We start from the raw sequence: 24,058 nt of genomic DNA on the forward strand, positions 1-24,058 counted from the left end.
GTTTCGCATGGAAAGCGAGAATTGCACCGGACGATCCGGCCCTTCCTCCGGCTGCACTCCGTGTCCGGGCGGTCACCCCGGGGGTCGCTTCCTGTGAGGTCGCCGTGAATTCCTGGTGTCGTTGAACACGGCCGTGCCGCGGCCCGTATGGGGCGGGGGATTTCCATGCCCGGCCGCCCACGACCACGCAGGGGTATGACCGTGAGTACGACCTTGAGACGCAACAGGCGCAGACGTCCGACCGGCGCACGGCGCGCGACCTTCGCCGCGGTCGCCCTCATGCTCGGCGGGGGAGGCCTGGTCGCGGTGAACGTCTACGCCTCGGCCACCGAGGGCGGCTGGGACCAGCGGTCCGCACAGGGCCAGACCGCCCAGGTGCTGTCCGCGCCCACGGTCTACTGCCCCGACGTCGGCAGCCGGCTGACGGACGTGCCCGACGGGGCCCGCGCCGAGGTCGACGGCGAACTCGCCGAGCTGGACAAGCAGATCGCGGGCGCCTACCAGCAACTCAAGGACTCGGCCGAGGCGATCCGGCAGAACCCGGAACTCGCCGACCAGACGATCATGAACCCGCTCAAGGAGCAGCGGTCCGGGACGCTCCGGCGCATCGGCGACGCCATCGACCGCGAGGGCGACCGGCCGCAGGGCCTCGACGACCTCGCCGCCTGCACCCTGCGCTCGACGGACCAGGGCGCCGGGCAGTCGACGCCGCCCCAGGACAACGGCGGCGCGGGCAACGGCGGTGCGGACAACGGCGGCGCGGGCGGCGGGAGCAGTGCCTCGCCTAGCCAGAGCGCCGGTACCGGCGCCGGCGGACAGGGCGGCAACGGCCCGGTGGCGGCCGACTACGCCGACATCACGACCGTCCAGCCCGACGCGCAGACCCCGGCCGAGCAGTCCGGCGGCTCCACCGGCACCTTCGCCTCCAGCTGCGGCGTCAACGCGAACGGCCTGTTCAACTCGGACAACGTGATCGTCGCGCCCGGGGTCTCCAACGGCGCCCACCACTTCCACGACTACATCGGCAACCAGTCCAACAACGCCTTCGCCAGCGACCAGGACCTCGCGAACGCCGACACCAGCTGCGCGGACAAGGGTGACAGGTCCACGTACTACTGGCCCGTGCTCCGGCTCCAGAACGGCAAGCAGGAGCGGGACGCCGACAAGCCGGGCGGCGGCACGGAGGGCAACGCCGGACAGATCGTGACGGCGAAGCAGGTCACGCTGACCTTCGAGGGCAACCCCACCTCCAAGGTCACCGAGATGCCGCGGCTGCTGCGCATCATCACCGGCGACGCCAAGGCCTTCGTCAACGGCCCGGGCAACGCCAACGCCTCCTGGAGCTGCACCGGTTTCGAGGACCGGCAGCTGAAGGACAAGTACCCGCTCTGCCCCCGGGGCAGTGACGTGGTGCGCACGTTCAGGTTCCAGAGCTGCTGGGACGGCCGCAACATCGACAGCGCCAACCACCGCACCCACGTGGCATTCGAGGCCGCCGACGGCAGCTGCCCGAACGGCTTCGAGGCCATCCCGCAGCTGGTGCAGCGCATCGTCTACGACGTGGACGCGCCGAGCCTCCAGGACGGTGGCCGTACGGTCCCGCTGTTCGCGGTGGACTCGTTCCCCGAGCAGCTGCACAAGCCGGTCACCGACCACGGCGACTTCATCAACGTCTTCGACGAGGGTCTGATGCGGAAGATGGTCGACTGCATCAACTCCGGCCGTACCTGCGGCGCGGGGGCCGCCGAGCAGCCGCCGGCCCAGAGCCCCGAGCCCACCCCGAGCGAGACCGGGAGCCCGGCCACCCCGCCGTCCGAACCGTCGGAGCCCGCGGAGCCGTCGGAGCCCGCGGAGCCGTCCGAGCCGGCGAGTTCCGGGCCCTCCGAGCCCGCCGGTGCCGGGGGCCAGGAGCCCTCCGAGCCCCCGGCCGGCACCCCGGCGACGGAGACCAGCGCTCCGGCCGGCTCCACCGGCCTGCCCAGGGTCTACGAGACCGCGTCGCCCAAGAAGTCGGCCGGCGGTGTCATCAGCCGGCCCACGCAGCGGCCCGAGACCACGACCCCGTCGGCGACCGCGGCCGCCCCGGCGGGCCAGGAGACGGCCACCGCTCAGGGGACCGGACCCCAGACCCAGCCCCAGGCCGTCCAGGGCGGCCTGGCCGAGACCGGTGCCGACCTCTGGCCCGCGGCTCTCGGCGCGCTGCTGCTGGCCGGCGGGGCCGGGCTGCTGTGGCGCACCCGGCGGAACTCCGCCTGACCGCCGCCTGACGCCCTACGAGGTACGCAGTGTGCCCTGGGCGAGCTCGAACGCGGGGAGCATCTCGTCGTGCTCCGCGCTGTCGAGCCCGCCCAGGTGCAGTACGACGGGACCCCGGGGCGTGACCACGGCCAGGGCCGACTCCTTCGTGCGCTCGCCGAGGAGTTCACTGGAGTGGACGTAGTCGACCCGGACCCCCGAGAGGCCGCCCGCTCTGAAGGTCCGGTACGCGGCCCGGGAGGTGGCCCCCTCGGCGGCCACGAACGCCCGCAGCACCGCGTGGGCGTCCCCGCTGCCCGGCTTCCCGGTCGACACCCGCAGGAAGCCGACGGCCCCGGCGGGCTTGGCGTCGATCTCGCAGACGAGGGTCACCGGGCCCTGCCGCAGCAGGCTGTCCACGGTGTCCCCGTCGACGCCGCCCGACGCGACGGCGGTCAGACCGTCGACGGCCTCGGCCTGCCACCCCGCGGCGATGTCGAACGTCACCGGCAGGACACAGGCCGACCCGGCGCGGCCGATCGTCCCCGCGCCGGCGGCCACCCCGCTCGAACCGTGCCCCGAGACCGTGACGTCGGTCGGGCGCGGCGCCGCGCCGCACCCCGTCAGCAGCCCGGCGACCAGCGCGAGCAGCGCCGCTCTTGCTCCGAGGTTTCCCACTGCCTCCCCCTCCGGCATCCCAGGCGGGCACCTTAACCGAGGGCGCCGACAACGCCGTTCGGTAACGGGGGCGTTGACCGTCCGTCATATTACTGAAACGTAATCAAACCGCTGCTACCCACGGTAACCCACTGCTCGTTACCGTCGGGTAATACGCACCTGCCCCCGTCGGCCGCTCCGGGGGCGTCCGCTCGACCCCCACGACCAGTACGTCCAGGAGGCTCCCCATGCCTGTCCGCGTACGCCTGCTGGCCACCGCCGTCACCGCCGCCGCCTGCCTCTGTCTCCAGACAGCACAGGCCACGGTCTCCCAGGCGGAGGTCTCCCGCGGTGTCACCATCCCGGCCTTCTACGACCCGCCCGCCGGCCTCCCCACGGCCGACGGCGCCCTCGTCCGCACCGCGCCCCTCCCGCTCGCCCTCAGCCTGCCCAGCCTGCCCGGACCCCTGCCGGGCACCGCGACCAGGCTGATGTACAAGTCCACCGACTCGGCCGGTGAACCCGTCGCGGTCACCGGCGCCTACATCGAGCCGACGCTCCCCTGGCTCGGCCCCGGCGCCCGCCCGCTGGTGGCCCTGGCCCCCGGCACCATGGGGCAGGGCGACCAGTGCGCCGCCTCGATGGGCCTCCAGTACCCGCTGCTCCTCAACGGCCGGACGGTGTCCGTCGGTTACGAGGACCTGGCGATCTACCGGCTGCTCGCCGAAGGAGTCGCGGTCGTCGTCACCGACTACGTCGGGCTCGGCGCGACCGACCGGCTGCACACCTACGTCAACCGTCTGGACGGCGCCCACGCCGTCCTGGACGCCGTACGGGCCGCCCGTAAGGTGCCCGGCGCCTCCGTGACCACCGCCTCGCGCGTGGGTCTGTTCGGCTACAGCCAGGGCGGTGGCGCCACCGCCGCGGCCGCCGAACTCCAGCCGGACTACGCCCCGGACGTCACCCTCGCCGGCAGCTACGCGGGGGCGCCGCCCGCCGACCTCACCGCCGTCACCGCGGCCATCGACGGCAGCGACCTGGCCGGCGCGCTCGGCTGGGCGGTGAACGGGTTCGTCCAGTCCGACCCGGCGCTGAAGCCGATCGTCGACGCCCACCTCGGGACGGCGGGCCGGGCCGCGCTCACCGACCTGTCGACGATGTGCGTCGGCGACGCGCTCTTCGCCTACGGCTCCCAGCACAGCACCGCGTGGACGAACGACGGCAGTTCCATCTCCGACGTCATCGCCCAGGAACCGGCGCTACAGGCCTTCCTCGACGAGCAGCGCATCGGCAGGACGGCGCCGGCGAGCCCGGTACGGCTCGCGACCGGCGTCAGCGACGACCTCGTCCCGCACGCGCAGGCCCGGCAGCTCGCCGTCGACTGGTGCGGCGAGGGCGCGGACGTCACCTATGTGCCGGTCGCCCTGCCGGACGCCGGCCGTGCCCTGCTCAACCATCTGGCGCCGCTGCTCACCGACCAGGGGGACGCCGTCGCCTGGCTGACGGCCCGGCTCTCCGGCATACCGGCCGGCTCCAACTGCTGGACGATGCCCGCGCAGCCCTGAGCCGGCCCCGAGGCCGTTCCCACTCACCCCCGCTCATCCCGCTCACGCCCGTTTCACCCCCGCTCACCCCGCCCGCCGCCGTTTGCCGTCGGCGGGCGGCACAGGGCAGGGTGCCGTCGTGCCCACCTTGCTGATCGTCCATCACACCCCTTCGCCGCACTGCCAGGCCATGTTCGAGGCCGTGGTCTCCGGGGCGACCACCCCGGAGATCGAGGGGGTGCGGGTGGTACGGCGGGCAGCCCTGTCCGCCACCGCCTCCGACGTGCTGGCGGCCGACGGATACCTGCTCGGCACCCCGGCCAACCTGGGTTATCTCTCCGGCGCCCTCAAGCACTTCTTCGACCAGATCTACTACCCGTGTCTGGACGGGACACGCGGCCGTCCGTTCGGTGCCTACGTGCACGGCGGCAACGACGTCACCGGCGCCCTGCGCGCCCTCGACACCATCACCACCGGCCTCGACTGGCGCAGGGCCGCCGAACCGGTCACGGTGACCGGCGAGCCGTCCAGGGCCGACCTCGAGGCTTGCTGGGAACTGGGAGCAACCCTCGCGGCCGGCCTCACCCAGCCCGCCTGACCACCCACCCCCACGGCCCCGCCGGGCGGCACCGGACCGGCTTCGGCGCGCGGGTTCCACCCAGCCGCACCGCACCGGTCGCGGCGCGCCGGCACTGTGGCGGGCGGCATCCCCTCGCCCGTGGCACGGGCTCCGTACCGGAGGGCACCGCCCCTGTCCGGCGCGCTGGCCTCTCCTGCCCGGTCGCACTCCGCCACGCCCCGTGCGCGCCGCTCTGCCGGGCAGCCCGCAGCGGCCCCGGTGGGCTGGGGCCGTGGCGTGGGCCGGGAGCGGGGCGCATGTACGTGGGGCGGCTCGGCCGGACGGGCGAAGGTGCGGGGGGCGGGGCTCGGGACCACGATGGGACGAGGGGCTGTCGTCGATCCGAGGGAGCGTCGGATGGCAGCGCATCGCCATGCCGACGGGCCGCCCGCGGCGGAAGCGCTGCGGGCGTGCGCCCGTGACGTCGTGGACGTCGCCGAGGGCATCCGCGAGGTGTCCGCGCGGACCAGCTCCGTCCTGTTCGCCCCGGCGCTGACCGCCGCCGCCCGCCGCCACCCGCGCACCGGCTGCGCGGCCCGGTGGGCGCTGCTGCGGGCGCTCACCGACAAGCAGGGACTCGGCGGTTCGGCGGTCGTGGCCCCCGACGGCATGGGCCGGCTGCTCGGCGCGGCCGGGCAACTGCTCGGCCGCCAGAGCCTCGCCGCGCTGGTGGCGGTGACCTCGCTGCGGCTGCGGATCGCCGCGCTCCTGCTCGACCACCCCGAGTTCGCGCACGACCCGGGCATGCGGCGGCTGACGGACGCCGTCGGCGCCGACGACGAGGCGGCCGTCCGCGCGCTGCGGGCCCTCTTCGAGGACCCGGACGCCCAGCGCGCGCTCTGCGGACTGGCCCCCGTCCTGACCGAACTGCTGACCGTCCGGGGCCTGCTGGCCGAGGACCCCGGCGACGACGAGGCCGCCTGGGCGCTGGCCGCGGGACACGGACTCACCGCCGGCCCCGGCAACGGCATCGGCCCCTCCCGCCCCCGCGCCCGGGACCGGACCGAGCAAGCGCCCCAGGCCGTCGAACCGACCGCGCGGGAGGCCCGGGGCCTCGCCGCCGAGGGCTCGCTCCTGGGCTTCCTGCGCAACATCGACGCCCTCTCCGCCGACGGCCGGCTCCTCGTCCAGGAGGTACGCGGTCCCGACGGCGTGCTCCGCTACGTCGTCCAGGCGCCCGGCACGGCCCCCGGCCGCCCCCGCGACGACTGCGCCCAGGACTTCGCCGGCGCCTGGCGCAACCTGTTCATGGCCGACTCGCCGTACACCCGCGCAGTCCTGAAGGCCGTCCGGGACCACGGCATCCCGCGCGGCGCCGACCTCGCGCTGATCGGCCACGGCGAGGGCGGGATCGCGCTGCTCAACCTCGCGCGGGACGACGAGTTCTGCCGCGCCTACCGGGTCACCCACGTGGTCGCCGTGGGGGCGCCCCTCGACGGCGGAAGGCCCGCCGACCCGCGCACCTGGGTCGCCGGTGTCACCAACCGGCACGACATCGTCCCGGTCCTGGACGGCCGCGGCACCGGCACCGCGGGCACCCCGCACCCCAACCGGTACGAGGTCGACTACACCGGCCCCACCCGCGAGTTCCCGCTCTGCCACCTGCTCAGCGGCTACCTGGAGCACCTGGAGACGGTGATCCCGCAGGCCCGCGTGGACATCGACCGCGCCCTCACCCCCTACCGGGGCCGGGTCGAACGCAGCCGCGTCTACCGGCTCGGCGACCGGGCCCGCCCGCCCGAGGGCCACCCCTTCCTGACCGTGCCGACCACGGGCCTGGTGACCTCCGTCGGCCCGGTCGACGTACCGGTCCGCTACTACGACTCCTCCGCCGTCCACCTGTGCTACCCGGTCGATCCCGACGTGGCCCGCACCCTGCTGCCCGACGTCGCCTGGCTGGTCCCCACCCGCTTCGGCCGCCGCGCCCTCGCCGTGCTCTCCCTGTACGAGCACCGCTGCACCACCCTCGGCCCCTACACCGAACTCGCCCTGTCCGTCCCGGTCGACGACCTGTGGCGGCCGCACGCCCGTGACATCGCCGCCGACCTGCTGCGCCGCGCCGATCTGCGCCGCACCGGACGGTACGTCGTGTCGCTCGCCGTCGGCAGCCGGGAGGCGCGGGCGGTGGCGGAGGAGGTGTGGGCCCAGCCGGCCGTCGAGGCGAGCGCCGACGTCCGGGTGGAGGGGCGCGAACTACGCGCACGGGCACCGGACATGGGCCTGGCCGTCGAGGGCCGTCCGGGTCCAGGGGTGCGCTGTCCCGAGGCGGACTGGGTGCTCTACGGCCGCCGCGGCGACAGCACCGTCCGCACCCTGGTGCGCGCCCGCGGACAGCCGCACGCCCATGCCCGACCGCGGGTGCGACTCCGGCTCGACGGCGCCCAAGGGCCGCTCGCCAGGCAGCTCCAGATCCTCGAACTGGACGCCGTACGGCCCGCGTTCGCCCTGACGAACGCCCGCTTCATGGCCCACCGCAGCGCGGGCACGGCGCTGCCGCGTTAGCCGTCCCTCCGAGCACAGGTGACCCCGCATGGCGACCGAATCCGTCCCGACCGCTCCCGAACTCCTCGCGTACGTCACGGACCTGAGAGCCGACGCCGACCGCATGGACGGCTACGCGCGGCGTCTGCGCGGCGCCGCCGGCACTCTGGACGGCTGCGCCGGGACGCCCGGCTGGAGCGGAGCCGCGCTGGAGCGGCAGGCGGCGGCATGCGCGACCGCGGCGGCCCGGCTGCGCGCCGCGGCGGCCGCCCTGCTGGCCCATGCCGGCCGGCGCCCCCCGCGCTGAGAAAGCGAAGGCCCGCTCCGCGCCTCGGCCTCCTGGGGAGGGCCTGGCTGCGGGAGCGGGCGGACGTCTCGGGTCGGGGATCAGGCGGCCGGAGCGGTGTGGGGTTGTTCCGGGCCGGGTTTGGGGCGGGTGCGGGTCCAGGACGGGTCGGCGGGGAGATCAGGAGTGGGGGGACGGTCCATGGGGCGACGGGTCTCCTGGGGCGTGGGGGGTGGTGGAGCAGTCGTCCGGGGCCGTCGACAACTCGGCCCAGACGACGCGGGCGGTGGATCCCTCCGGCGCGACCTGGACGCCCCAGTCGAGGCTGAGCGCGTCGACCAGGAACAGGCCGCGGCCGTTCTGCTCGTCCGGTCTGGCCCGTCGGGGTGCCGGCAGGGTGAAGCCGCCGTTCTGGTCCTCGACCTCGATACGGACCCGGCCGTCGGTGGCGTGCACCCGGCACACGATCCGCCGTCCGGCGGAGTGCACGATCGCGTTGGTGACCAGTTCGGAGGTGACCAGCACCGCGTTGTCGCGGGCCTCGTCGCACACGCCCCAGGTGCCCAGCAGTTCGCCCACGCTCCGGCGGGCGTTGCCCACCGCGCGCGGCGTCGGTGCCAGGTCGAAGACGCGGCTGCGGGCAGCGGCGGAGCGGTCCCCGGAGGCGAACCGGTCGAGGCCTTGCGGCCCAGGGAGTCGACCGAGGCGTTCGCCTCCGGGTGGCAGGGGGGCGCCCGTCACGTCCGACGGGCGGTGAGTGCCCTCGGCGGCGGCCATCAGGGCCGGCCGGGGCAGACCGGGTATCCGGTCGTCGGGGAGTCGGTCGAGCGGCTGGGGGAGAGAGGGCGGGGCCATCGCCGTGCGCCTTTCGTCCGGCTTCGCAGCGTGGGGCTGAGCGGTCGCGTCCGCCCCGGGCCGCTCGGGGGCAGACGACGACCCGCGCCTGGACGGCGCCGGGCCGCAGCTCAGTCTCCCCCAACTGCTCTGCTTCGCCTGCTCCTTGGTCGGCCGGAGCAGTAAGCCCACTCTGGCATCTGCCAACATCGTCTCGCAACCGGCAAGTTGAAAATTGCAAGAAGCGAAGTGCATGCTGCTCCCGACAAGAAGTGATCGAATGAGTCCGCGAGCCGATCACACGCACGTGAGACGGTGACCCTGAAACCTGGTGTGAGGGGGTAGGGCGTGACCTCGGAGACCGACTGGGGCGGTGCCCCTTCCGTCCTGCGCATGATCCTGGGCCGGCAGCTGGAGGAGATGCGCACCCGGGCCGGCCTGACCTTTGAGCAGGCGGCCGCCGCGATCGGCGTCAGCCATTCCACGATCCGCCGGATGGAGGCCGCCAAGGTGGCCCGGCTCCGGCTGGCGGACGCCGAGAAACTGCTCCAGACCTACGGCGTGACGGACCGCCAGGAGGTCGACACCTTCCTTCAGTCCGTGCGCGAGGCCAACAAGCGCGGCTGGTGGCACACCTACCGCGATGTGATGCCCGACTGGTTCGCCGCGTACCTGAGCCTGGAACAGGCCGCGTTGCAGATCCGCGCCTACGAGAACGAGTTCGTGCACGGCCTGTTGCAGACCCGCGAGTACGCCGCCGCCCTGCTCGGCGCGGGCAACCCGCACGCGCCCGGCGAGGCCACCGAGCGGATGGTGGCGCTGCGCATGCGCCGCCAGGAGCTGATCACCCGGCAGTCGCCGCCCCGGCTCTGGGTCGTGATGGACGAGACGGTGCTGCGCTGGCCGGTCGGCGGCGCCACGGTCATGCGCGCCCAGATCGACCATCTGATCGAGCTCAACCGGCTGCCCAACGTCACCTTGCAGATCATGCCGTTCGCCAACGGCCCGCACCCCGCCATGCGCGCGGGCGCTTACCACCTCTTCCGGTTCAAGGCACCCGAACTGCCCGACATCGTCTATCTCAACGGCCTGGTGGGCGCGGTCTACCTGGACAAGAGCGACGACGTCGTGGTCTACCGCGAGGCCCTGGACCGGTTGGGCGCCCAGGCGGCGCCCGCCAGAAAGACCGAGGTCCTCCTCGGTGCGATTCGCAAGGAGCTCTGACGTGCACCACCCCGTACAGAACGGCATCCCGTCCCGGCAACTCGGCGCGCGCGGCTGGTCCAAGCCGTGGAGCGACGACGCCGGCGGCGCCTGCGTGGAAGTGAAGAAGCTCTCCGACGGCCGGGTGGCGGTACGCCAGTCGACCGACCCCGACGGTCCGGCGCTGGTCTTCACACCCCGCGAGATGACGAGTTTCCTGACCGGTGTGAAAGCGGGTGACGCCGACTTCCTGATGTGACCCCTCTCCCGGGAACTTCCTTGCTATAGCTGATCGTTCAAGCAACCCCCCACCTGACACAGCACTCCCGCAGTCCCCGAACACCCCCGCATCCCCCTCACCCGAATGGGAGACACGGCGTTGCCCGACAACGGATGGCCGGCCGACCGCATCGACACCGAGAACGCGCACTCCGCGCGGATCTACGACTACATCCTGGGCGGCAAGGACTACTACCCCGCCGACCAGGAGGCGGGTGACGCGATGGCGCACGAGTGGCCCGCGCTCCCGATCCACATGCGCGCCAACCGCGACTGGATGAACCGTGCCGTGCGCTGGCTCGCCGAGGAGGCGGGGATGCGCCAGTTCCTGGACGTCGGGACCGGCATCCCCACCTCCCCGAACCTGCACGAGATAGCCCAGGCGGTGTCCCCGGACTCCCGGGTCGTCTACGTGGACAACGACCCCATCGTCCTCACCCTGTCCCAGGGCCTGCTCTCCAGCACGCCCGAGGGCAGGACGGCGTACATCGAGGCCGACTTCCGCGACCTGACGGACCTCTTCGACGCCCCCGAGCTCCGCGAGACCCTCGACCTCGGCAAGCCGGTCGCGCTCACGGTGATCGCCATCGTGCACTTCATGCTCGACGCGGACGACGCGGTGGGCGTCGTACGGCGCCTCCTCGAACCGCTGCCCTCCGGCAGCTACCTGGCGATGTCCATCGGCACCGCCGAGTTCGCGCCCGAGGAGGTGGGCCGGGTCGCCCGCGAGTACGCGGCCCGCAACATGCCGATGCGGCTGCGCACCATCGACGAGGCCCACGAGTTCTTCGAGGGCCTGGAGCTGGTGGAGCCGGGCATCGTCCAGGTCCACAAGTGGCACCCGGACGGCACCGGCGAGCAGGGCATCCGCGACGAGGACATCGCGATGTACGGAGCGGTCGCCCGCAAGCCGTGACAGATGCTCCGTGCCGGGGCCGGGCTCACCTTCCCGGCCCCGGCACGGTCTTCACCCGGGCGTCCGCGACAGGGCGTCGGCACCGGAGCGCCCGTGCTCAGGCGTTCGGGTCGAAGGAGATCCCCGACGGCATGGAGTACGACAGGTTGGCGTTGAACGAGCCGTCCTTGATCTTGATGGTCGCGTCACCGAAGTCCGCGTTCATCAGCTTGTCCCGATAGCCCGCCGGGTAGCCGTCCCAGCCCACCAGCCGCGGGTAGAACCAGCCGCCCGTGACGTTCTCCGGCGGCTCGTCGTTGGAGTTGGCGAACCGGAAGTCGTGGGTGGACACGCCGTCCTTGTGGTAGACGATCTTCGGGTGGGTGCCGTCGAACCGGACGGCCGAGGCCGCGGCCACCTGGTAGCTGCTGTGCTGGGACACCGAGACGTACTGCACCTGGTTGTTCTGGATCCACACGATGACGTGTTCCCAGTCGTGCCGGTGCCCGATGGCCAGCGGACCGAGCGTGGCCTGGTCCTTCTCGAAGTAGCTGGCGTACATCACCGCGCACCAGCCGTTGTTGCACTTCTCGCGCGAGTAGGTGTTGGCGTTGGCGAGCTGCGCGTAGTCGTGGCAGTGGCCGTTGACGTCACCGCCCAGCGCCAGACCGGGGTTGATGGTGCCGTCGGCGCCGATGGCCGCGGTGGTGTAGCAGCCGTCGCCGTCGTAGTCGTACGCCGGGGAGAACGTCTGCTCCAGACCGTCGGCGTTCTGCGGCAGCAGGGTCAGGACGTTCGCGTGCGCGGTGGCGGGTACGGCGACGACGAGGGCGAGCGCGCCGAGCGCCGCGGCCAGGGCCTTGCGGAACGGCCGTCTGCGGGTGGGGGGTTGCAGGTCGGACATGTCGACTCCCTGTCTCGGAAAGGCGAAGCGGAGTCTGGCAGGCCCCCTGTGGTCGAGACCACCTGTCGGACTGAACATTTCTGCAAAGCCGGTTGAACAGCCTTCTCGAGACCAGCCTTCTCGGCACCAGCCTTCTCGAGACCAGCCGTCTCCACACCAGTGAGCTCAACGCCCTTGCTGTGAACGGCTGTTGAGTTGCTGTCAGTCACCGGGATGTGCTTGCCGCACCGCTCGCCCGGCGCCAGGCTGCTGGTCGGCTCGTCCCCCCACCGCCCGAAAGGGAACCCAGTGAGCAACAGCAGGACGCGTTCCGCCGCGCTGAACCGCCGCGGCTTCCTCGGCGCCGCCGCCGCTGCCGGACTGCTCGGCACGCTGCCCACCCCGGCCGAGGCGGCGCGCGGCGCGGCCGCCACCGACCCGGTCACCACGGAATCCGGACAGGTCACCGGGGTCCAGGGCGGCCTGCGGGGCGTCACCGTCTACAAGGGCGTCCCGTACGCCGCCTCCACCGCCGGAGCGAACCGCTGGCGCCCGCCGCAGCCCGCCCCGTCCTGGGACGGCGTACGGGCCGCCGACTCCTGGGGACCGGCCTGTCCGCAGCCGGTCACGGGCATCCCGAGCGACCAGGTGCCCGAGCTGAGCGAGGACTGCCTGAACCTCAACATCTGGACGGCCGCGACGGGTTCGGGCGACCCCCGCCCCGTCCTGGTCTGGCTCTACGGCGGCGACACCGCCCTGTGGTCGGGCCAGGAGATCTACAACGGCTCCCTGCTCGCGGCCAAGGGCGTGGTCGTCGTCACCCTCAACCACCGCGTCGGCGTCCTCGGCGGCCTCGCCCACCCCGGGCTGACCGCCGAGTCCGCCTACGGCGGCTCCGGGAACTGGGGGACCCTGGACGTGGTCGCGGCCCTGGAGTGGGTGGGGCGGAACATCGGCGCGTTCGGCGGCGACCCGGACCGGGTGACCCTGGGCGGCTGGGCGCAGGGCGCCGCCGTCGTCAACGTCCTGCTCTCGTCCCGGCGCGCCCGGGGCCTCTACCACCGCGCCCTGCTCTCCTCCGGCGTCCGGTACACCAAGGACCCGGCGATCGCCCGGGGGCCCGCCCGCCACCGGAGCCTCGCCGACGCCGAGGCCGACGGCACCGGCCTCGCCGCCCGCCTGGGCGCCGACGGCCTCGCCGCACTGCGCGCGCTGGACGCCGGCGACCTCGTCACCCGGGCCGCCGCCGATCCCGCCGCCGACTCCGGGCACGTCCTCGACGGATACGTGCTGCCCGACACCTACACCGCCGTACTGGCGGCCCGCGCCGAGACCGACGTACCCGTCCTCACCGGCGTCTGCAAGGACGCGGGCGGCGCCTCGCCCGCCCTGGAACTGACGCTGGACGCGTACCGGGCCTACGCCGCCTCCGAGTTCGGCCCGCTGGGGCTCGCGGACACCTTCCTGACGCTCTACCCGGCGGACACCGACGCGGCCGCCGCCCAGCAGTTCAGCGCCTGGGCCCGGGACGAGCAGCGCGTCTCCGCCTTCCTGTGGGGCGGCCAGTTCCTGGACACGGCCGGCAACTCCGGTCCCGTGCACACCTACTACTGGACGCGCGTGCCACCGGGGTACGACGGCACCAACCCGGCCATCGGCACCGCGGCGACCGGCGCCTTCCAGGGCTCCGACGTCTACTACCTGCTCGGCTTCCTCTACGACACCGACCGGCCCTGGACCTCCCAGGACTACGACATCGCCGACACCACCGCCTCGTGCGTCGCCCGGTTCGCCGCCACCGGCGACCCGAACGGCGCCTCCCTGCCCACCTGGCCGGCCCTCGCCGCCGACACCCCGGGGACCATGGAACTCGGCGCCCGGTTCGGCACCCTCGCGGTGGCGGACAGCGACGCCAGGCTCGCCTTCGCGGAGTCGTACCTGCGGTCACAGACCGAGGAGTTCTGACCCCCCTCAGGCCTGGGCCGAGCCGTGGCCGAGGACGCCGTGGTGGGGACGTCGGTGCACGGCCGGGGTGCGGTGCAGGGCGATCAGGGCGGCGTCGTCGCCCAGCCGGCCGCCCGCGTGGGCCAGCAGGTCGCGGCGGACGTGGTGGATCAGCGCCTCGGGGGAGGAGTCGGTCCACTGCGCCACCCGGTCCGCGAGCGGATAGAAGCGGCGCCGGGCGTCCCGTGCCTCGGTGACCCCGTCGGTGTACAGCAGCAGGGTGTCGCCCGGCTCGAAGGAGAACACGTCCAGCGTGTGCTCCGAGGCCGCCGTCCCGCGCACGCCCAGTGGCGGCGACGGATGCAGGCTCGGGTCGGTGACCGCGTGCCCGGGGCTCAGCAGCAGCGGTGGCGGATGGCCGCAGCTGGTCATCCGGGTGATCGGGTCCCGGTCCGGGATCTCGATCAGCAGGGCGGTCGCGAACCGCTCGTCCGCCTCCTCCGACGAGTCCAGGTCCGCCGCGTTCCTGGTCACGCTCTGCTCCAGGAGGGCGGCCAGCTCAGGCAGGCTGATGTCCCGGTGCGCGGACTCCCGGAAAGCGCTGAGCAGCAGCGCCGCCTCGCCGATCGCGGCCAGCCCCTTGCCCCGCACGTCGCCGATCAGTACCCGGACCTGGTCGGCCGAGCGGGTGACCGCGTACAGATCGCCGCCGATCTGCGCCTCGTCCTCGGCGGCCAGGTACAGCGACGCGATCCGCAGCGGCCCGATCTGCTCCGGCAGCGGCCACATCAGCACGTGCTGCGCCGCCTCGGCGACCGAGCGGACCTGGGCCAGCTGGGCGCGGCGCCGGTCGCGGAGCGCGCAGTAGACCACCACTATCACCGAGAGCAGCGTCAGGGTGACGATCTGCACGATGTGGTTGGCGCTGATCAGCCCGCCGTGGAACACGCCGATCACCACCTGGGCGGCCACCGCCAGCGCGCCCACCAGCGCGGTCGTACGGGGTCCGGCGAACGACGGGGTGAGCGCCGGGGCGATGACCAGGGTGGGACCCAGGTGGACGTCGGGTGGCGAGCGGATAGCCGCGACCGTGATCACCACGATGAGCAGCACCGGGAGCAGCAGCAGTAGGCGCGTGGACTGCCACGCCTGTCGCGGTCCCGCGACGATCCACCGGCTCCCCATGCCTACCAGCGTGCGTCACCGCCCGGCCCCCGGCCACCGCGAGCCGCCCCGGCCACCACCACCGCGAGCCGTCGTGGGGGCGACGACAGGGCTAGAGGTTCACGGAGCGCATCCCGGACTCGTCGTAGCGCTCGCCCGCCGCCCGCGGCACCTCGGCGTCGATCCGGGCCAGGTCGTCCTTGGTGAGCTCGACGTCCACGGCGCCCGCGTTCTGCTCCAGGTAGCTGCGGCGCTTGGTGCCGGGGATCGGGACGATGCCGTCGCCCTGGGCCAGCACCCACGCGAGGGCCAGCTGCGCCGGGGTGACGTCCTTCTCCGCGGCGATCTCCTTCACCTTGGCGGCGAGCCGGAGGTTGGCCTCCAGGTTGTCGCCGGTGAACCGGGGACCGCCGCGCCGGAAGTCGTTCGCGTCGAGCTCGTCGGGGGAGGAGAACCGGCCGGCGAGGAAGCCGCGGCCCAGCGGCGAGTACGGGACGAATCCGATGCCCAGCTCCCGGCAGGTCGGGATGACCTCGTCCTCCGGGTCACGGGACCACAGCGAGTACTCGGTCTGTACGGCCGTGACCGGGTGCACCGCGTGGGCCCGCCGGATCGTCTCGGGGCTCGCCTCGCTCAGCCCGATGTGCCGCACCTTGCCCTCGGCGACCAGCTCGGCCAGGGCGCCGACGGTCTCCTCGATCGGCACGTTCGGGTCGACCCGGTGCTGGTAGTACAGGTCGATGTAGTCGGTGCCGAGCCGCTCCAGCGAGCCGTCCACGGAGCTGCGGACGTGGTCGGCGGAACCGTCCTGCCGGCCGATGCTGCTCATGTCGCCCGGTACGGCGTGGTCCATCCGGTAGTTGAACTTGGTGGCGATCACGTACTCGTCGCGGTGCCCGCGGATCGCCTCACCGACCAGCGTCTCGTTGGTGAGCGGGCCGTAGAGCTGCGCGGTGTCGAGGAAGGTGACGCCCAGTTCCCGGGCGCGGTGGATGGTCCGCACGCCCTCGTCCTCGTCGGCCGTGCCGTAGAACGCGGACATGCCCATGCAGCCGAGACCGATGGCGGAGACCCGCAGATCCCGGAGGGTGCGCTGTCGCATGTGACTCCCAGCCTTTCCTGCTGATTGGTGCTGTCCTTCGGACGCTACGACTTCAAGCGCACTCGAAGTCAAACGCGAACGGCCCGGGACGCGGTCCACCGCGTCCCGGGCCGTCTCCGCCCGTCAGGGGTTGAGCCGCACCGGCAGCTCGAAGAGGTCGTTCTGGGTGACCACCGGCTTGTTGCGCAGCTCGGACGCAGGCACCGCGAGGTCCAGGCCGGGGAAGCGGACGTAGAGCGCGGGCAGCGCGACGCCCGCCTCCAGGCGGGAGAGCGCCGCACCCGGGCAGACGTGCGGCCCGTGCCCGAAGGAGATGTGCCGGTTCCCCGACTCCCGGGTGACGTCGAACTCCCCGGCGCTCGGCCCGTGCGCGTCCTCGTCCCGGCCGATCGCGGCGTACGACACGATGAGCGCGTCGCCCGCCGGCAGCACCTTGTCGCCGACCTGGACGTCCTCGGTGGCGAACCGGATCAGCACGTGCGAGGTCGGGGTGGACCAGCGCAGCGTCTCCTCGACCACCGACGACCAGTCCACCTCCCCGGCGAGCACGGCGGCCCGCTGCTCGGGGTGGGTGGAGAGGTTGACCACGGCGTTGACGATCAGCGAGATGGTGGTCTCGTGGCCCGCCGCCACCATCAGCTGGAGGGTGGAGACGATCTCCTCGTCGGTGAGGTGGTCGCCGTCCTCGGAGGCCAGGATCAGCGCGCTGGTCAGGTCGTCCCCGGGCGCGGCCCGCTTGGCGGCGACCGTGGCGGCCATGATCCCGGCCAGCTCGGTGAGGGTGGCGATGACCTCGGCGGGCGGGGTCTGGGTGGAGAAGAACTTTTCGAACAGCACCTTCAGACGGGGCAGTTCGGCCTCGTCGATGCCCATCAGGTCGGCGATGACGTACATGGGCAGCGGGTAGGCGAAGGCCGCCTTGAGGTCGACGCTCTCGCCGTCCACGGGCAGGGCGTCGAGCAGGTCCTGGGTGAGCTTCTGGATCCGCTCCCGCATCTGCTCCACCCGGCGCGGGGTGAGCGCCTGCGCGACCAGCACCCGCATCCTGCGGTGGTCGGCGCCGTCCACGGTCAGCATCGAACGGCCGGGGTTGGCGAGGCCGATCAGCGGCCAGTCCGGCGCTATCTCCCCGCGCTGCCAGGCGCCCCACACGTTGATGTCCTTGACCAGCCGCGGGTCGGTCAGCAGCGCCTTGGCCTCGGCGTGCCGGGTGACCGCCCAGACGGGCACCCCGCCGGGCAGTTCCACGGCGGCGAGCGGGCCGGCGGCGCGCAGCCGCGCGCTCTCGCCGTCCAGGTCGCCGACGAAGGGGTCGAGGGCGATCCGGGCTTGTTCGGTACCGGTCGTCATCGTGACGTGCCTCCCAGGGCAGGGTCGGATAACTGCGCCATGCGGTGCTGCGCCTGTCTCTCGATGCGGATCAGCGGATCAGAGGGCGGGTACGGGGGTGAACCGGACGGGCAGCGCGGTCAGCCCGCGCAGCCACGGCGAGGGCCGCCGGGTGAGGGAGTCGGCCGGGACCGCCAGGTCGATGTCCGGGAGCCGGTCGAGGACGACCTCGATCCCGGTCCTGGCGATCACCTCGGCGACCTCCTGGGCGGGGAACGGGCAGCGGTGCTCGCCGTGCCCGAAGGAGAAGTGCGCGTTGTTGCCGCCGGTCAGCGCGGAGGCGTCGGTGCGCACCTGCGGATCGGAGTTGGCGCCCTGGAGTCCGAGGATCAGCAGGTCACCGGCGCGGATCCGGCGCCCGCCCAGCTGGGTGTCGCGGGACGCCCAGCGGCCGGCGATGTTCTGGCTGGGGGTGTCCTCCCACAGCACCTCGTTCATCGCCTCCGCGACACTGTTGCGGCCACCGAACAGGGAGGCGGCGAACCGGGAGTCGGTGAGCATCAGGCGCAGTGAGTTGCCGATCCAGTCGGCGGTCGGCTGGTGCCCGGCCGCCATCATGACCATCAGGTCGTTCATCATCTCTTCGTCGGTGAACCCGCTCTTGTCCTGGAGCATCCGCGACACCACGTCGTCGGCCGGGTCCGCCTTCCGGTCGGCCAGCAACTGGGCCATGGACGTGGCCAGATGGGTCTGCCCGGCGATCGCCCGCTCACGCCCGTCGATCATGTCGTTGAGGGCGGTGACCAGACCGGGGCCCTCCTCGTCGGAGAAGCCGTACAGGCGCGCCAGCACCCGCACCGGCAGCAGCATCGCGTACTGGCCGATCAGGTCGGCCTCGCCGCTCGTGCACAGCCCGTCGATCAGCTCGTCCGCGAACCGCTCGGCGTGGCCGCGCAGTTCGAACGGGTCGACGGCCTCCAGCGCGTCGCTGATCATCCCGGCCCGCTCGCGGTGCCGCTCGCCGACCGTGTACAGGATCGAGGGCTGCTTACGGCCGATCATCGGCAGCAGCGGCCAGTCGTCGGGTATCAGGTCCCACTGGTTCCACAGGTCCGAGTCCCGGCTGAACAGCACCGGGTCCCCGGTCACCTGGTGCAGCTCGCGGTAGCCGACGACCAGCCAGGCGGGCACGTCGCCGTCGAGCACGACGGGGGTGACGGCGCCGTGGTCGCGCCGCATCTCGCGGTACAGACGCGCCGGTTCGGTCTGGAACCGGGGGCCGCCGAGCGGCACGGCTTCGGGGGTCACACGAACTCCTGTCGGGGCAGGTCCGCCGGTGCGGACGGGCCGGCGTACCGGTTCTTGACGTGCTGGACGAGCGTGATCAGCACCTGCTTGCCGGACTCCCGGGAACGGGCGTCGCAGTTCACCAGCGGGACGTGCGGATCCAGGTCGAGGGCGTGCCGGACGTCCTCCGGCGTGTGCACGGCGCCGCCGAAGTCGTTGCAGGCCACGATGAACGGCGTGCCGTGCTTCTCCAGGCGGTCGATGGCGTACCAGGAGTCGTCGATCCGCCGGGTGTCGACGAGCACGACCGCGCCGAGGGTGCCGGAGAACAGCCGGTCCCACAGGAACCAGAACCGCTCCTGGCCCGGCGCCCCGAACAGGTACAGCACGTTGCGGGAGTCCAGCGTGATCCGGCCGAAGTCGAAGGCGACGGTGGTGGCGGACTTGCCGCGCACCTCGCGGATGTCGTCGACCTCCGCGCCGGCCTGGGTCATCGTCTCCTCGGTGTTCAGGGGACGGATCTCGCTGACCGAGCGGACCAGCGTGGTCTTGCCGACGCCGAAGCCGCCCACGACCACGATCTTGAAGCCGTTGTCGGCGGAGGCACCCAACGGGGTGCGCGCGTCAGAGGTTGCGGAGTCCAACGAGCACCTGCTCCAGGATGTCGGGATCGGTGATGGCCGGCCGGTACGGGTGGCGGGCACTGACCCGGCCGGCCGCCAGCAGGTCGCCCAGCAGGATCTTGGTGATGCTCACCGGCAGCGCCAGCTCCGCCGCGATCTCGACCACGGAGACCGGGAACTCGGCCAGCCGCAGGATCGCCGCGTGCTCCGACTGCATGCCGGTGGCCGGCTCCGACTCGGCCACGACCAGTGTGACCAGGTCGAAGGGGTTGTCGGGGCCGGCACCGCTGCGGCCGCCGGTGATGGTGTAAAGACGGTCGGGCGCGTCGTCCCTGCCGGGCCGGCTCATGCGGTGCGAGGCTGCGCGGTCAGGTGTTCGCCGAGTTGCTCGACCAGTTCGCTCATGTTGTGCCCGACCAGCCCCGGCTCCGCGTCCTCGCTGGTCACCACGGCCAGGTGGGCGCCCTCGCCGGCCTCGACGATGAACAGCACGCCCCCGTAGAACTCGGTCATCGCCGACCGCACGCCGCCGCTGCCGTCGCCGAACTCCACGGACGCCCCGTGCGACAGCGACTGGATGCCGGCGGCGATCGCCGCGAGCTGGTCGGCCTGGTCGACGGAGAGCTCCGGGGTACGGCAGAGCTTGAGCCCGTCGCGGGAGAGCACCAGGGCATGCCGGGCACCGGGGGTGCGCTCCAGGAGGCCCTCGATGAGCCAGGTGAGCTTGTCGTCGGCGGTGGTCCTGCCGGTCATGAAGTGGTGTCGCCTTCCGGGTGCGCGTGCGGGTGAGAGGTGTGCTCGGATTCGGACTCCGGGTGGGGCGCGGGGGCCGGGTCGTGCACGGGCGTGGGGGCGTACGGGTCAGTCTCGTCGGCCGTGCCGTGGGCGCCGGCGGAGTCGGGCGCGGCGGTGCGTACGGCCTGCCGGAAGCTGTTGAAGCGGGCGGCGCGCACCCGGGCGTCCTCGGCGGCGGGCGCGGGGCGCGGCTGCTCCGGCTGCGGCGACGACCTGCGCTCGGCCTCGGCGAGGGTCCGGCCGCGGCGCCGCCTGGGCAGCCCGGCGGGCTCGTTCTCGTCGTCGGCGGATCCGGTGCCCGCGGTGGATCCGGATGCCGCGGCTTCGGCGGTCTCGGATCCGGTGGCCGCGGCGGACTCGGCGAGGTCGGCGGACTCGCCCGACGCGGCGGACTCGTGCACGGGTGCCGGGTCCGCGGCGGCCGGCACCCGCGCGGGCGACTCGGCCGCCTTCGGGGGCGCGGGCTCGTCGCCGACCGGGCTGGTCAGCAGGTCCTGCGGGACGAGCATCAGCACCCCGGTGCCGCCGCGTGCCGACGGCCGGAACGACACCTTCAGACCGTGCTTGCCGGCCAGCCGGCCCACCACCGCGAGACCGAGCCGGGTGCCGGTGAGACCGCCCAGCTCCGTGGTGTCGCCGGAGACCGCCCGCTCGGCGCGGCGCAGCTGCACGTCGCCCATGACCAGCCCGCTGTCCTCCACGGACACGATGACCCCGGCCGGCACCTCCTCCACGTACACGTGGACCTCGGCCGTCGGCGGCGAGAAGTTGGCGGCGTTGTCGAGGAGTTCGGCGAGCGCGTGCATGACACCCTCGGCGGCGTGTCCCGCGACGGCGGCCTCGCTCACCGAGTGCACCCGCACCCGGCGGTAGCCGCTGATCCGGCCCATCGCCCCGCGCAGGATCGACTCCATGCCGATCGGACGCGCCCACCGGCGGCCGGAACGCGCCCCGGTCAGTACCGCGATGGAGTCGGCGAGCCGGCCCGCCTGGGCGGTGCGGTGGTCGAGGTGCAGCAGGTCCGCGAGCACGTCCTCCTCGGTGTGCCGCTCCTCCATGCCCCGCAGGTCGGCGAGGGTGGCGGTGGCCAGGGCCTGCATCCGGCCGGCCGCGTTGCCGGCGGCGGCGATCGCCGCGGCCCGTTCCCGGGAGGCCCGCTCCAGGGCGGCGGCGAGCCGGACGTTCTCCTGCCGGTACCAGTCCAGCTCCTGGCCGCTGTCCTCCTGGACGCGGGCCCGCTCCTGCTCGAAGGACTCCGCGAACTCGCTGCGTTGCTGGGCCAGTTCGTCGATCAGCCGCTGCTGCTCCTGGCGCGCCTCCTCGGTCGTGCGGGCCTGCTGCTGGAGCAGCCGCCCGATGTCCTGGCTCACCGCCTCCAGCCGGCGCCGGGCACCGCGCGCGGTGCGTGCCGCGTGGACGGCCCAGGTCACCGCCGCGCAGAGCAGCAGCGCGGCCGCGCTCGCCCCCAGGGCGAGGGGCGTACGTACCGAGGCCGGAGCGGCGGTCACCGCGGCGACCACCGCGAGAGCCGACACGACGGCGGTCAGTGCGAGGGTCGGAGCGAGCGTACGGGGGGACGGTCGGTCGCCGGGATGCGTGGGCGCGGTCATCGGTCCGGTCTGATCCTCGGAGCAGGTAGGGATGTGTGTCCGGTAAAGGAGTTGTGACGCTCGGTGCTGAACTTCGCGTCACTATACGAGAGTCCGTGATCGAAACAGAACGGTTCCGGCCGCATTACCTGAAAGCGATGACAGGGCAGGTGTCTTGCTGTGGGTAGGCTGTGAGTGATCTTAAGCGTCGTCGCGGCCGAAGGCGTCCGCGACCACCGCGGCGGCCGCGCTCACCAGCGCCGAGTCGGCCGCGGCCGCGGCGTCCGTGTGCGTCGAGAGCACGGCCACCACGACGGGGGCGCGGCCGGGCGGCCAGGCGATCGCGACGTCGTTGGCGGTGCCGTAACCGCCCGTCCCGGTCTTGTCGCCGACCGTCCAGTCGCGGGGGAGCCCGGCGCGGATGCGTTCCCCGCCGGTGGTGTTGGCGAGCAGCCAGCCGGTGAGCCGGTGCCGGTCCCCGCCGTCCAGGGCGCCGCCGAGGACCAGCCGGGCATAGGTCGCGCCGATCGCCTCGGGGGAGGTGGTGTCCGTCCCGCGCCCCGGCTCGGCCGAGTTCAGCTCCGGCTCCCACCGGTCCAGCCGCGTCACCCGGTCCCCGAGCGAACGCGACAGCCGCGTGACCGCCACCGGCCCGCCCAGTTGCTCCAGCAACAGGTTCGCCGCGGTGTTGTCGCTGTACGAGACCGCCGCCGCGCACAGCTGCGCGACGGTCATTCCCGAAGCGAGGTTCTCGGGCCTGCCGGTGACCGGCGCCCCGCCGGCCCGCTCGACGTCGCCCTCGTCGTAGTGCACCACCTCGGCCAGCACGTCCTCGTCCAGGTCGCGCAGGACCGCGGCCACCGCGAGCGTCTTGAACACCGAGCACATCGGGAAGAGTTCGCCGCCGCGATGCCGGAGCCGGGCGCCGGTACCGGTGTCCCAGGCGAACACCCCGAGGCGCGCCCGGTGTTCACGTTCCAGGGCACGCAACCGGGCGACTGCCGAGGGACGTTCGCCGACGGGCAGCGCGGTGCCCAGGGCGGCGGTCAGGACGAGACGGCGCGACGGGTTCGGCATGACGGCTCCTTCACCTGGACATCGGGGAGGGGGACGCACGGGCGGCCAGGAGGGTTCCGTCGTGGACGGGTGATGAACGCGACGCGGAATTCCGGCCAGTAGTAGCTCCCGCATCGTCGCAAATGATCCAAACGTCTATACGATGACGCGTGAAACGGCCGGGACGTGGAGAACCTCTTCTCCGTGTGCGCGGGTCCGCGGGCAGGCCGACGGCGGGGCGGTGTCGAGGGGGCGATGCCTTCATGAGGGGCGACTGGACCCGGCTGACCGGGAGAGCGGTCCGGTTCGCGCACCGCACGCTGCGCGACGAATGGCACGGCATCGTGGTGGAGCCGGTACGACAGCTCGTCCGCCGCGGGCTCTGCGGGATCGTGCTGGCGTTCGTGGCCGCGTCCGGCGTCATCTTCTTCCACGCCGTCGCCCAGCACCCCTTCGGCAGGAGACTCGTGTGGCATCTCGGCGGTGTCACCGCCGACCTCCCGCTGTGGCTCTCCCTGCTCCGCACCCCCGTCTCGCTCTACGTCCCGGCCCTGGATCTGCCCGTCTGGGCGGGCATCACCCAGCTCTTCCTCGCCTTCGCGCTCGCCGAACTCACCCTCGGCCGCGGCCGGACCCTCGCCGTCGCCTACCTCACCACCGTGGCCGGCACCATGACCGCCCGGGTGATGGTCGCGGTGGGCCCCGGCTGGTGGGGGTTCGGCCTGCCCCCGGCGGTGGGCCGGGTCCTCGACACCGGGCCGTCCGCCGCCGTGGTCGGCCTGTTCACCTATCTGGCCGTGGTCCGCCGGGCCCCCGTCGTCTTCGCGCTGACCGGCGGCTCGATGGTGTGGGAGTCGATCGCGGTACCGAACCTCGCCGGCCGGGAGCACCTGATCGCGGTGACCGGGGCGCTCGTCCTCGGTCTGCTGCACGGCCGCCGGCCGCCCCTCCCGGCCCGGTTCGCGCAACGCCTCGACACACCACCGCCGCCGCCCCGTTCCGGGCCGCCCGTGCACCGCCCCGACCCCCAGCGCCGGCCCGTGCCGTCCCTGCGGCTCCCCTGAAACACCCCAACCCCTCCGCTTTCCCCGGAACCCCATAAGTCACGCGGCCGACCCGCCGAACCGTTCAACCACGTCAATGTGATGGTTTTCGCACTTCAGCCCCTGCGGGCAACCCCTAGTGTTGCGGCGAGCTACGGCAGGTCACGGCAGCGCGCGGCTGACACCATGGTGTCTGTCGCCGGCAGGCTG

Annotated in this window: 22 protein-coding genes; 10 read left to right on the top strand and 12 right to left on the bottom strand. The window is 73.1% G+C overall.

Annotated elements, in window-relative coordinates; genetic code table 11:
- Positions 1-279 precede the first annotated feature (279 nt).
- Positions 280-2,256, top strand: coding sequence for a DUF1996 domain-containing protein (locus tag AAW13_RS25590; protein ID WP_046732225.1), 1,977 nt, complete (start codon positions 280-282; stop codon positions 2,254-2,256).
- Positions 2,257-2,271: 15 nt separating this feature from the next.
- On the opposite strand, the gene AAW13_RS25595 is transcribed toward AAW13_RS25590, so the two are convergent.
- Positions 2,272-2,931: a lipoprotein gene (locus tag AAW13_RS25595; RefSeq protein ID WP_046732202.1), complete on the bottom strand. Its 660-nt coding sequence runs from the start codon at positions 2,929-2,931 to the stop codon at positions 2,272-2,274.
- Between the two features lie 209 nt (positions 2,932-3,140).
- Between AAW13_RS25595 and AAW13_RS25600 the strand changes: the two genes are divergently transcribed.
- From AAW13_RS25600 to AAW13_RS25615, 4 genes are all read left to right on the top strand, one after another.
- Positions 3,141-4,457: a lipase family protein gene (locus tag AAW13_RS25600; RefSeq protein ID WP_046732203.1), complete on the top strand. Its 1,317-nt coding sequence runs from the start codon at positions 3,141-3,143 to the stop codon at positions 4,455-4,457.
- A gap of 118 nt (positions 4,458-4,575) precedes the next feature.
- The gene (locus AAW13_RS25605; protein WP_046732204.1) at positions 4,576-5,034 is read left to right on the top strand and encodes a flavodoxin family protein; all 459 of its coding nucleotides are present in this window, start codon (positions 4,576-4,578) and stop codon (positions 5,032-5,034) included.
- A gap of 378 nt (positions 5,035-5,412) precedes the next feature.
- Positions 5,413-7,557 carry an acetoacetate decarboxylase family protein gene (locus AAW13_RS25610; RefSeq protein WP_046732205.1) on the top strand — a complete coding sequence of 715 codons (2,145 nt, stop codon included), beginning with the start codon at positions 5,413-5,415 and terminating at the stop codon, positions 7,555-7,557.
- A 28-nt stretch (positions 7,558-7,585) separates the two neighbouring features.
- Positions 7,586-7,843, top strand: coding sequence for a hypothetical protein (locus AAW13_RS25615; protein ID WP_046732206.1), 258 nt, complete (start codon positions 7,586-7,588; stop codon positions 7,841-7,843).
- Positions 7,844-8,002: 159 nt separating this feature from the next.
- On the opposite strand, the gene AAW13_RS25620 is transcribed toward AAW13_RS25615, so the two are convergent.
- A complete protein-coding gene (locus AAW13_RS25620) occupies positions 8,003-8,677 on the bottom strand; it encodes an ATP-binding protein (RefSeq protein ID WP_107483404.1) in 675 nt (224 codons plus the stop codon).
- A 327-nt stretch (positions 8,678-9,004) separates the two neighbouring features.
- On the opposite strand from AAW13_RS25620, the gene AAW13_RS25625 reads away from it, so the two are divergent.
- The 3 genes from AAW13_RS25625 to AAW13_RS25635 all read left to right on the top strand — a co-directional run bounded on the left by AAW13_RS25625 (position 9,005) and on the right by AAW13_RS25635 (position 11,054).
- The gene (locus AAW13_RS25625; RefSeq protein WP_046732207.1) at positions 9,005-9,880 is read left to right on the top strand and encodes a helix-turn-helix domain-containing protein; all 876 of its coding nucleotides are present in this window, start codon (positions 9,005-9,007) and stop codon (positions 9,878-9,880) included.
- A 1-nt stretch (position 9,881) separates the two neighbouring features.
- Positions 9,882-10,118 carry a DUF397 domain-containing protein gene (locus tag AAW13_RS25630; protein WP_079178965.1) on the top strand — a complete coding sequence of 79 codons (237 nt, stop codon included), beginning with the start codon at positions 9,882-9,884 and terminating at the stop codon, positions 10,116-10,118.
- Between the two features lie 120 nt (positions 10,119-10,238).
- Entirely contained in the window at positions 10,239-11,054 is an 816-nt protein-coding gene (locus tag AAW13_RS25635; protein ID WP_046732209.1) for an SAM-dependent methyltransferase, read from the top strand.
- A 97-nt stretch (positions 11,055-11,151) separates the two neighbouring features.
- Here AAW13_RS25635 and AAW13_RS25640 read toward each other — a convergent pair whose 3' ends face one another.
- The gene (locus AAW13_RS25640) at positions 11,152-11,937 is read right to left on the bottom strand and encodes an NPP1 family protein (protein ID WP_046732210.1); all 786 of its coding nucleotides are present in this window, start codon (positions 11,935-11,937) and stop codon (positions 11,152-11,154) included.
- A gap of 288 nt (positions 11,938-12,225) precedes the next feature.
- On the opposite strand from AAW13_RS25640, the gene AAW13_RS25645 reads away from it, so the two are divergent.
- Positions 12,226-13,881: a carboxylesterase/lipase family protein gene (locus tag AAW13_RS25645; RefSeq protein WP_052768685.1), complete on the top strand. Its 1,656-nt coding sequence runs from the start codon at positions 12,226-12,228 to the stop codon at positions 13,879-13,881.
- Positions 13,882-13,887: 6 nt separating this feature from the next.
- On the opposite strand, the gene AAW13_RS25650 is transcribed toward AAW13_RS25645, so the two are convergent.
- From AAW13_RS25650 to bla, 9 genes are all read right to left on the bottom strand, one after another.
- A complete protein-coding gene (locus AAW13_RS25650; protein ID WP_046732211.1) occupies positions 13,888-15,045 on the bottom strand; it encodes a PP2C family protein-serine/threonine phosphatase in 1,158 nt (385 codons plus the stop codon).
- Positions 15,046-15,136: 91 nt separating this feature from the next.
- A complete protein-coding gene (locus AAW13_RS25655; RefSeq protein ID WP_046732212.1) occupies positions 15,137-16,126 on the bottom strand; it encodes an aldo/keto reductase in 990 nt (329 codons plus the stop codon).
- A gap of 123 nt (positions 16,127-16,249) precedes the next feature.
- Positions 16,250-17,476 (bottom strand): cytochrome P450 family protein, encoded by a 1,227-nt coding sequence (locus AAW13_RS25660; protein ID WP_046732213.1) that lies wholly within the window; start codon positions 17,474-17,476, stop codon positions 16,250-16,252.
- A gap of 78 nt (positions 17,477-17,554) precedes the next feature.
- Positions 17,555-18,763: a cytochrome P450 gene (locus AAW13_RS25665; RefSeq protein WP_046732214.1), complete on the bottom strand. Its 1,209-nt coding sequence runs from the start codon at positions 18,761-18,763 to the stop codon at positions 17,555-17,557.
- A complete protein-coding gene (locus tag AAW13_RS25670; protein ID WP_420855494.1) occupies positions 18,760-19,386 on the bottom strand; it encodes a GTP-binding protein in 627 nt (208 codons plus the stop codon). The genes AAW13_RS25665 and AAW13_RS25670 overlap by 4 nt, the downstream gene beginning before the upstream one ends.
- Entirely contained in the window at positions 19,367-19,714 is a 348-nt protein-coding gene (locus tag AAW13_RS25675) for a DUF742 domain-containing protein (RefSeq protein ID WP_046732216.1), read from the bottom strand. Before AAW13_RS25675 ends, AAW13_RS25670 begins: the two co-directional genes overlap by 20 nt.
- Positions 19,711-20,118 (bottom strand): roadblock/LC7 domain-containing protein, encoded by a 408-nt coding sequence (locus AAW13_RS25680; protein WP_046732217.1) that lies wholly within the window; start codon positions 20,116-20,118, stop codon positions 19,711-19,713. The genes AAW13_RS25675 and AAW13_RS25680 overlap by 4 nt, the downstream gene beginning before the upstream one ends.
- A complete protein-coding gene (locus tag AAW13_RS25685) occupies positions 20,115-21,770 on the bottom strand; it encodes an ATP-binding protein (RefSeq protein WP_046732218.1) in 1,656 nt (551 codons plus the stop codon). The genes AAW13_RS25680 and AAW13_RS25685 overlap by 4 nt, the downstream gene beginning before the upstream one ends.
- Positions 21,771-21,950: 180 nt before the next feature.
- Positions 21,951-22,826 carry a class A beta-lactamase gene (gene bla / locus AAW13_RS25690; RefSeq protein ID WP_046732219.1) on the bottom strand — a complete coding sequence of 292 codons (876 nt, stop codon included), beginning with the start codon at positions 22,824-22,826 and terminating at the stop codon, positions 21,951-21,953.
- A gap of 242 nt (positions 22,827-23,068) precedes the next feature.
- Here bla and AAW13_RS25695 point away from each other — a divergent pair, with 242 nt between their 5' ends.
- On the top strand, positions 23,069-23,869 hold the full coding sequence (locus tag AAW13_RS25695) for a hypothetical protein (RefSeq protein ID WP_079178967.1): 801 nt from the start codon (positions 23,069-23,071) through the stop codon (positions 23,867-23,869).
- Positions 23,870-24,058: the final 189 nt, after the last annotated feature.

Origin of the sequence: Streptomyces humi (assembly GCF_001005085.2) — a bacterium.
GTDB lineage: Bacteria > Actinomycetota > Actinomycetes > Streptomycetales > Streptomycetaceae > Streptomyces > Streptomyces humi.